Here is a 6,500-nt window from a genome sequence, read left to right as displayed (position 1 = left end):
GCAGGCCGATACAGGAAGGGCGCCCCGGAGCGGGCCGTCGCCGCCCACGGCCGTTGCCGGCCGCTCGCGTCGGTCATCACTTCGGGCCAGGCCGGTCGCCGGACTCCGCCACGCCGCCATCCATCCGGTCGGCAAAGTGATCCGAAGGAAACGGCCTGGGCCCGGCGCCCGCGCGGGTCGACGGTCGGTACGCGACCGGTCGAAACCGGACGGATCGCCACCGGATCGCTGGGCGGTCGGGGACCGGGCGGCTCCGGACCGGGCGGCCCCTCAGCCCGGAGGCTCCGACCGGATGGCCGGCCCGCATCCGTCCCGTACCGGATCAGGCCGGCCCGCATCCGCCCGTACCGGATCGGTCCCGTACCGGGTCAGTGCCAGACCGTCTGCACCGAGTCGAACTGGATCCAGGTGATCGGGTTGCCGGCGTTGCCGCCGTAGACGCTGACCGAGCCGGACGGGTTGATCTCGACGCGGCAGGCGTTGACGCCCTGGCTGTTGTTGCGCGGTGCGACGGCGCGCACGTACGCGGTCGGGAGGGTGAAGCCGTCGGGCAGCCGGCCGATCCGGGTGTCGGCGGCCAGATTGCAGGTGACCAGGCCGCGGGCCTGGAGGAAGGTGGTGCCGGCGATCGTCACCAGGCGCACCTCGGCGGCCGCGCCCGGGCTCGGGGTGATCCCGGCCTCCAGGACGAGCGGGGCCCAGGCACCGGCGTCGACGCCGCCGGCGGCGGCTGCCGGGGTGGCGGCGGCGAGGCTGCCGACGGTGAGGGCGGCGGGCAGGGCGAGGGCCGCGCCCAGGACGCTGCGGCGGTTGTGGGACATGGGTGGTCGGCTCCTTGGGAGGGCGGAAGAGAGGAAGAGGCGGGGGTCAGCGCCAGACGGCGCTGAAGGCGTCGAGCTGCGCCCAGGTGATCGGGTCCGTGGAGCGCCCGCCGTACAGGCGCAGCGCGCGGTCCGTCCCGGCCTCGAGGCGGGCGACGCTCGGGCCGCCGTTGGTGTTGTCGCGCGGCACGGTGGCGCGGGCGACCACGCTCGGGGTCAGCGCGTCGGGCAGGGTGCCGATGACCGTGTCCGTGGTGAAGCTGCCCCTGACCCCGCCGGAGAGCTGGAGGGTCGTGGTGCCGGCGATGCTGATCAGACGGCCCTTCGGGGTGTGCTGGTCGGCCGTCACCCCCGCGGCGAGGGCGATCGGCCGCCAGTCCGCGAGGACCTTCACGCCGTCGGTCTCGGGGGCCGCGGACAGGGACATGATCGTGCAGGTGCGCGGGCCCGGGTCCTCGCAGGCGAAGCCGAAGTGGAGGTGCGGGACGCCGTCGCGGACGGAGACCGTCATGCCCTCGGCCTCACGCCATTCCAGGCCGGGTCCGGCGGTGATGTGCCGGTGGTCGAGCTGGTTGCCGGTGGCCCACTCGAAGGCGGTGATGTACGTGTTGCCGGGCAGCGGGGCGGCGTCGAGGCTCTGGCCCTTGAGCGTGTAGAGCACGCCGGCGTGGGACGCGTACCCCTGGAAGTCGGTGCCCGCGGCGGGGACGACCGGGGTGATGCGCTGGAGGGCCTGCCAGTCCCCCGCCGTCGCCCGGGCCAGGTCGTACCGTGCGTAGGAGGTGGCCCCGTTGAGGGCGTAGCGGATGACGAGCTCGCCCGCGCCGTGGTCGATGGTGGGGGTGACGAAGCGGGCGGCCGGGTCGGGCGTGTACGGCGGCGTGTGGCGCGCGGTGCCGTAGTCGACGATGTCGCCCTTGCCGTACGCGAAGCTGGTCACGGCCGAGCCGTAACCCTCGTTCTTGCTGTTGGGGAGGGACGCGGTCTCGGTCCAGAGCCAGATCGTGCCGCCGCGGTTCTCCACGCCGAGGTTGACGCCGTGTCCGAAGCCGCGCAGGTACATGTGGCCGGTGAGGGTGCCGGCGGGGGTGAGCCGGGACAGGCACAGGTCACCGTTCGCCTTGCGGGTGGCGTAGTCGACGGCGGCGGCCTCGTCGGGGAGCCGGAGCCCGCCCTCCATGACCTGGAGCACGAAGATGTCGCCGGAGACCGGGTCGATGCCGAACGACTGCATGACCGTGGCGTTCTGGAGCCGGCGCCGGTGGAGCAGTTTGCCCACCGGTCCGGCGATGTCTATCTGTCCTGGGATGGTGATGCTCAACGGCGGGGCTCCTCGGAGGAGGGTGGAGGCTTCCTTCATGATCGAACCGCGTCAGTGTGCCACTTCTCCCCTGTCATGAGAACGCGGACCTCTCCGCTCGTCCGGCGCGCGGGTGACGTCACGGCGGGCTTCCGCTTCCCGGCGGCCCGCACGCCACTGCTCGCGGACGGCGGGCACACGGCCGCGGGGAGGTCGAGGGGAGGTTGCGGGGACGGTCGCGCTCCGGACCTGAGCCTGCCGCCGACCTTCGGCACGCCACTACACATCGTTACGGCAATCTGACTCCGCGTGACGACGGGTGGTTCACTTGCGGCATGCCTTTCGCGCACTACGGAGTGCTCTCGGGAACCCTGTACCGCCACTACCGCGATCAGCCGGACGACCAGGGCCGCTGGTTCCACGTCAACCTGGAGGTGGACGCGCCGGCCGGGCGTTATCACTGCGCCATCGACGTCGACAGCCACAAGTCCACCGTGGGCGTGCGGTGGAAGTCCTTCGTCCTGGACCCCGCCGACCTCGGGCCGAGCGCGGCCCTGGCCCCGGGCTACCACGAGCTGGCGCCCCGGGCGGACTCCGGCGCCCTGGACTATCTGCGTCACCCCGCCCTGGTGGACCGGTCGGGCGTGCTGTTCCAGCGCCGTCCGCCGTCCTGGCTGGAGGAGCTCCTCGCCCTGTTCGGCGCACGGCCCTGGCACGCCGGCTCGAACGTGGACGCCGCCGCCGCGCTGGAGCCGATCCTGGTGGTGGGCCGGCGCATCCTCGTCTTCGGCGAACCGTTCACGGACGACCCGGAGGGCGACCTCGGCATGCACAACGTCCACCAGAACCAGGGCGATCCGGCGGGTTCGCAGTGGTGGCAGGAGAACGGCGTCTGGCAGGACGGCGCGACGCTCACCCAGCGCCCGGACGGGCGGTACGACGTCTTCCTGAACATGTTCTCGAGCCAGTCGTCCCGCACGGACGCGGACGGCCACCCGGTGGCGTGACGGGCGCGCGGGGCGCGGCTCAGCGGCGGACCCGGGGCATGCCGAGGCCGATCCAGGAGATGATCTCGCGCTGGATCTCGTTGTTGCCGCCGCCGAAGGTGAAGATGACGGCCGAGCGGTAGCCGCGTTCGAGTTCGCCGTGCAGGACGGCGCCGGCCGAGCCCTCCTTGAGGGCGCCCGTCGTGCCGGTGATCTCCATGAGCCAGGCGTAGGCGTCGCGGCGGGCCTCGGAGCCGTACACCTTGACGGCGGAGGCGTCCTGGGGGGTGAGGGTGCCGTTCTGGACGGCGTTCACCATCTGCCAGTTGAGGAGCTTCATGGCGTCGAGGCGGGCGTGGGTACGGGCGAGCGTGCGGCGGACCCAGCCGAGGTCGAGGACGCGGCGGCCGTCGGCGAGCTTGGTGTCGGCGGCCCAGCGCTGGACGTCGTGCAGGGCGCGGATGGCCATGGTGCCGTGGGCGCCCAGGGTGACGCGCTCGTGGTTGAGTTGATTGGTGATCAGCCGCCAGCCCTTGTTCTCCTCCCCGACCCGGCGGGAGCACGGGACGCGGACGTTCTCGTAGTAGCTCGCGGTGGTGTCGTGGGAGGCGAGGGTGTTGATGAGGGTGCAGGAGTAGCCGGGGTCGGTGGTCGGCACCAGAAGCATGGTGATGCCCTTGTGCGGCGGCGCGGCGGGGTCCGTGCGGACGGCGAGCCAGACCCAGTCGGCGGTGTCGCCGTTGGTGGTCCAGATCTTCTGGCCGTTGACGGTGTAGTGGCCGGTCGTCTCGTCGCCCTCGCGGACGGCGCGGGTCTTCAGGGCGGCCAGGTCGGTGCCGGCGTCGGGCTCGCTGTAGCCGATGGCGAAGTCGATCTCACCGGAGAGGATCCTCGGCAGGAAGTACGCCTTCTGCTCCTCGGTGCCGAAGCGCATGATCGTCGGGCCGACGGTGTTGAGGGCCATCAGCGGCAGCGGTACGCCGGCCTGGGCGGCCTCGTCGAAGAAGATGAACTGCTCCATGGGCGTCAGCCCGCGCCCGCCGTACTCGGTGGGCCAGCCGACGCCCAGCCAGCCGTCCGCGCCGAGCCGGCGCACGGTCGCGCGGTAGAAGCGCTTCTGGGAGGCGGGGTCGGCGTACCGCGCGTGGACGTCCTCGGGGACGAGCTCGGCGAAGTAGGCACGCAGTTCGGCGCGCAGACGGTGCTGGGCGGGCGTGTACTCGAGGTGCATGGCGTCTCGTCTCCCGTGGCTCGGCGCTCCGCGCGGTGCGGCGCCACGGTAGAACGTGTTCCATAAATGCGGAAGGCCCGTGCGCCGCCGAGGGCGTACGGGCTCGTCCGCGCCGCTCGCGAAGAGCGGTCCGTCCGCTCAGGGGAGCAGTTCGTCGAGGGAGGCGCGTCCCTTCTCCGCCATGCGTCGCTCGGCCCAGGCCAGGTTCTTCGGATTCACGTCGCGACCGGACGCAAGGACCAGGTCCTCGGCCGTGAACTCACCCTCCGACCCGGCGTGCAGCAGCCTGTCGGGCGTCGGGATGTCCCCCCGGGACGTCTTGTCGGTGTCACCGTTCATGCCGCCTCCTCGTATTTCGCAGGCACTGGCCATTCTCGTGTCCGGCACCTCGTCCCGCATCCGGGCGAGGGGCGGTGGGCGGTGAGGCGGGGTGAGGTCGGTGGTGAGGGCGCGGCGATGGGGCGGTGAGGGTGGCGGGGCGCGGTCCACGGGTGGGCGGTGCCGGTGCCTGTCGGCGCGTGTCGGTGCGGTGTCGGCGGCGTGTCGATACGGAGCGGGAGGCTGGCCGCCGAGTCACGCGACCACCGACACGAGTCCAGGAGCCCCGATGACCTCCCCGAACCGGCCCGAGGGCCAGTCCAGCCCGCAGTCCCGCCTGCCTCGGCCCCTGCCCCTGCCCCTGCGCCGCGTCCGGGTCACCGGCGTCCGGTCGCTCACACCCCGCATGGTCCGGGTCACCCTGGGCGACCCGTCCCTGGCGGGGGCGTCCCTCGCCCGGCCCGACGCCCAGGTGAAGCTGTTCTTCCCCCGGGCCGGCCAGGCCGAGCCCGTACTGCCGACGCCGGACCCCGACGGCGACGTGATGCGCTGGTACGCCGCGTACGGCGCGATCCCGGAGGAGCGGCGGCCCTGGATGCGCAGTTTCACCGTGCGGGCGCACGATCCGGCCGCCGGGACCGTCGACATCGACTTCCTGCTGCACGGGGGCGAGGAGGACGGGCCGGCGACGGGGTGGGCGCGCCGGGCCCGGCCCGGGGACGTCCTCGGGATGTTCGGACCCTCGGACCACTTCGCCGCGCCCGTCGACCCGGGCGCGGGCGACTGGGCGCTCCTGGTGGCCGACGCCTGCGCGCTGCCCGCCCTGGCCACGGTCGCCGAGGCCCTGCCGCCGGGACGGCGGGCTCTCGCCTTCGTCCGGGTCGCCGACCCGGCGGAGCGGCAGCCGTTGCCGACCCCCGGGGACCTGACGGTGCACTGGGTGTACGGGGACGGGCCGGCCGGGGACGAGTCCCTGGTCGCGGCCGTACGGTCGGCGGCGGAAGGCTTCCCGGCGGGCGCGCCGTACGTGTGGCTGGCCGGGGAGGCCGGAACGGTACGGGCGCTGCGGCGGCACCTCGTGGAGGAGCGCGGGGTCGACCGGCGGGCGATCGACTTCGCCGGCTACTGGCGCCGACGGCTCACACAGGACGACGCACCGACGGCGGAGGACCTGGCGGAGGCGCGGGAACGGCTGGCGATGCGGGCGGGGTGAGGGGCAGGGGGTGGGGGCCGGTGACCGCCGGAGGGCGGTGCCGGGAGGCGGTCACGCCGGGAGGCGGTGACGCCACGGCCGGGGACCGAGTGACGGCCCGAAGGCGCGTCGGGGTGCCCGGGTCCCGGCCCGGGGCCGGTGGCCGAAGGGCCGGCTCACGGCCGAGGCCGGGAACGGCTCGGGGCCGGGTGACCGACGCGGCCGGTGGCCGAAGGCCAGGTCACGGCCGGGACACGGAACGGCGCGGCCAGGTCACGACCCGGGACCGGTGACCTCGAAGCGGGGACGGCCCCGGACCACCGGGCACGGCCGGGGGCCGGGACGGCACGGCCGGGAACGGCTCGGGGCCCGGTGACCGACGCGGCCGCTGGCCGAAGGCCAGGTCACGGCCGGGACCCGGAACGGCGCGGCCAGGTCACGACCCGGGACCGGTGACCTCGAAGCGGGGACGGCCCCGGACCACCGGGCACGGCCGGGGCCCGGGACGGCACGACCGGGAACGGCTCGGGACGCGGTGACCGACGCGGCCGCTGGCCGAAGGCCAGGTCACGGCCGGGACCCGGAACGGCCGGTCCCGTCGCTCACGGTGATGCCGAGCACATAGTCGGCGAGTTCCTCGCGGCGTACGGTC

The 6,500-nt window shown here is 73.9% G+C and carries 6 protein-coding genes; 2 read left to right on the top strand and 4 right to left on the bottom strand.

Features of this window, described 5'->3' with window-relative positions; translation table 11 throughout:
- Window positions 1-368: 368 nt before the first annotated feature.
- Window positions 369-821 carry a hypothetical protein gene (locus ABZ135_RS38505; protein WP_356703041.1) on the bottom strand — a complete coding sequence of 151 codons (453 nt, stop codon included), beginning with the start codon at window positions 819-821 and terminating at the stop codon, window positions 369-371.
- 46 nt (window positions 822-867) lie between these two features.
- Window positions 868-2,142 (bottom strand): hypothetical protein, encoded by a 1,275-nt coding sequence (locus tag ABZ135_RS38500; protein ID WP_356703039.1) that lies wholly within the window; start codon window positions 2,140-2,142, stop codon window positions 868-870.
- A 314-nt stretch (window positions 2,143-2,456) separates the two neighbouring features.
- Here ABZ135_RS38500 and ABZ135_RS38495 point away from each other — a divergent pair, with 314 nt between their 5' ends.
- On the top strand, window positions 2,457-3,128 hold the full coding sequence (locus ABZ135_RS38495; RefSeq protein ID WP_356703037.1) for a DUF2278 family protein: 672 nt from the start codon (window positions 2,457-2,459) through the stop codon (window positions 3,126-3,128).
- Between the two features lie 19 nt (window positions 3,129-3,147).
- Here ABZ135_RS38495 and ABZ135_RS38490 read toward each other — a convergent pair whose 3' ends face one another.
- Both ABZ135_RS38490 and ABZ135_RS38485 read right to left on the bottom strand, forming a co-directional pair.
- A complete protein-coding gene (locus ABZ135_RS38490) occupies window positions 3,148-4,338 on the bottom strand; it encodes an acyl-CoA dehydrogenase family protein (protein WP_356703035.1) in 1,191 nt (396 codons plus the stop codon).
- Between the two features lie 138 nt (window positions 4,339-4,476).
- Window positions 4,477-4,677, bottom strand: a complete 201-nt coding sequence (locus tag ABZ135_RS38485; protein ID WP_345491372.1) for a hypothetical protein — start codon at window positions 4,675-4,677, stop codon at window positions 4,477-4,479.
- Between the two features lie 268 nt (window positions 4,678-4,945).
- Here ABZ135_RS38485 and ABZ135_RS38480 point away from each other — a divergent pair, with 268 nt between their 5' ends.
- Entirely contained in the window at window positions 4,946-5,869 is a 924-nt protein-coding gene (locus ABZ135_RS38480) for a siderophore-interacting protein (RefSeq protein ID WP_356703033.1), read from the top strand.
- Window positions 5,870-6,500: the final 631 nt, after the last annotated feature.

It is taken from the genome of Streptomyces sp. NPDC006339, assembly GCF_040612775.1.
Lineage (GTDB): Bacteria > Actinomycetota > Actinomycetes > Streptomycetales > Streptomycetaceae > Streptomyces.
The sequence above is the reverse complement of the archived record's forward strand: the minus strand, read 5'-3'. Positions and strand labels throughout refer to the sequence as shown.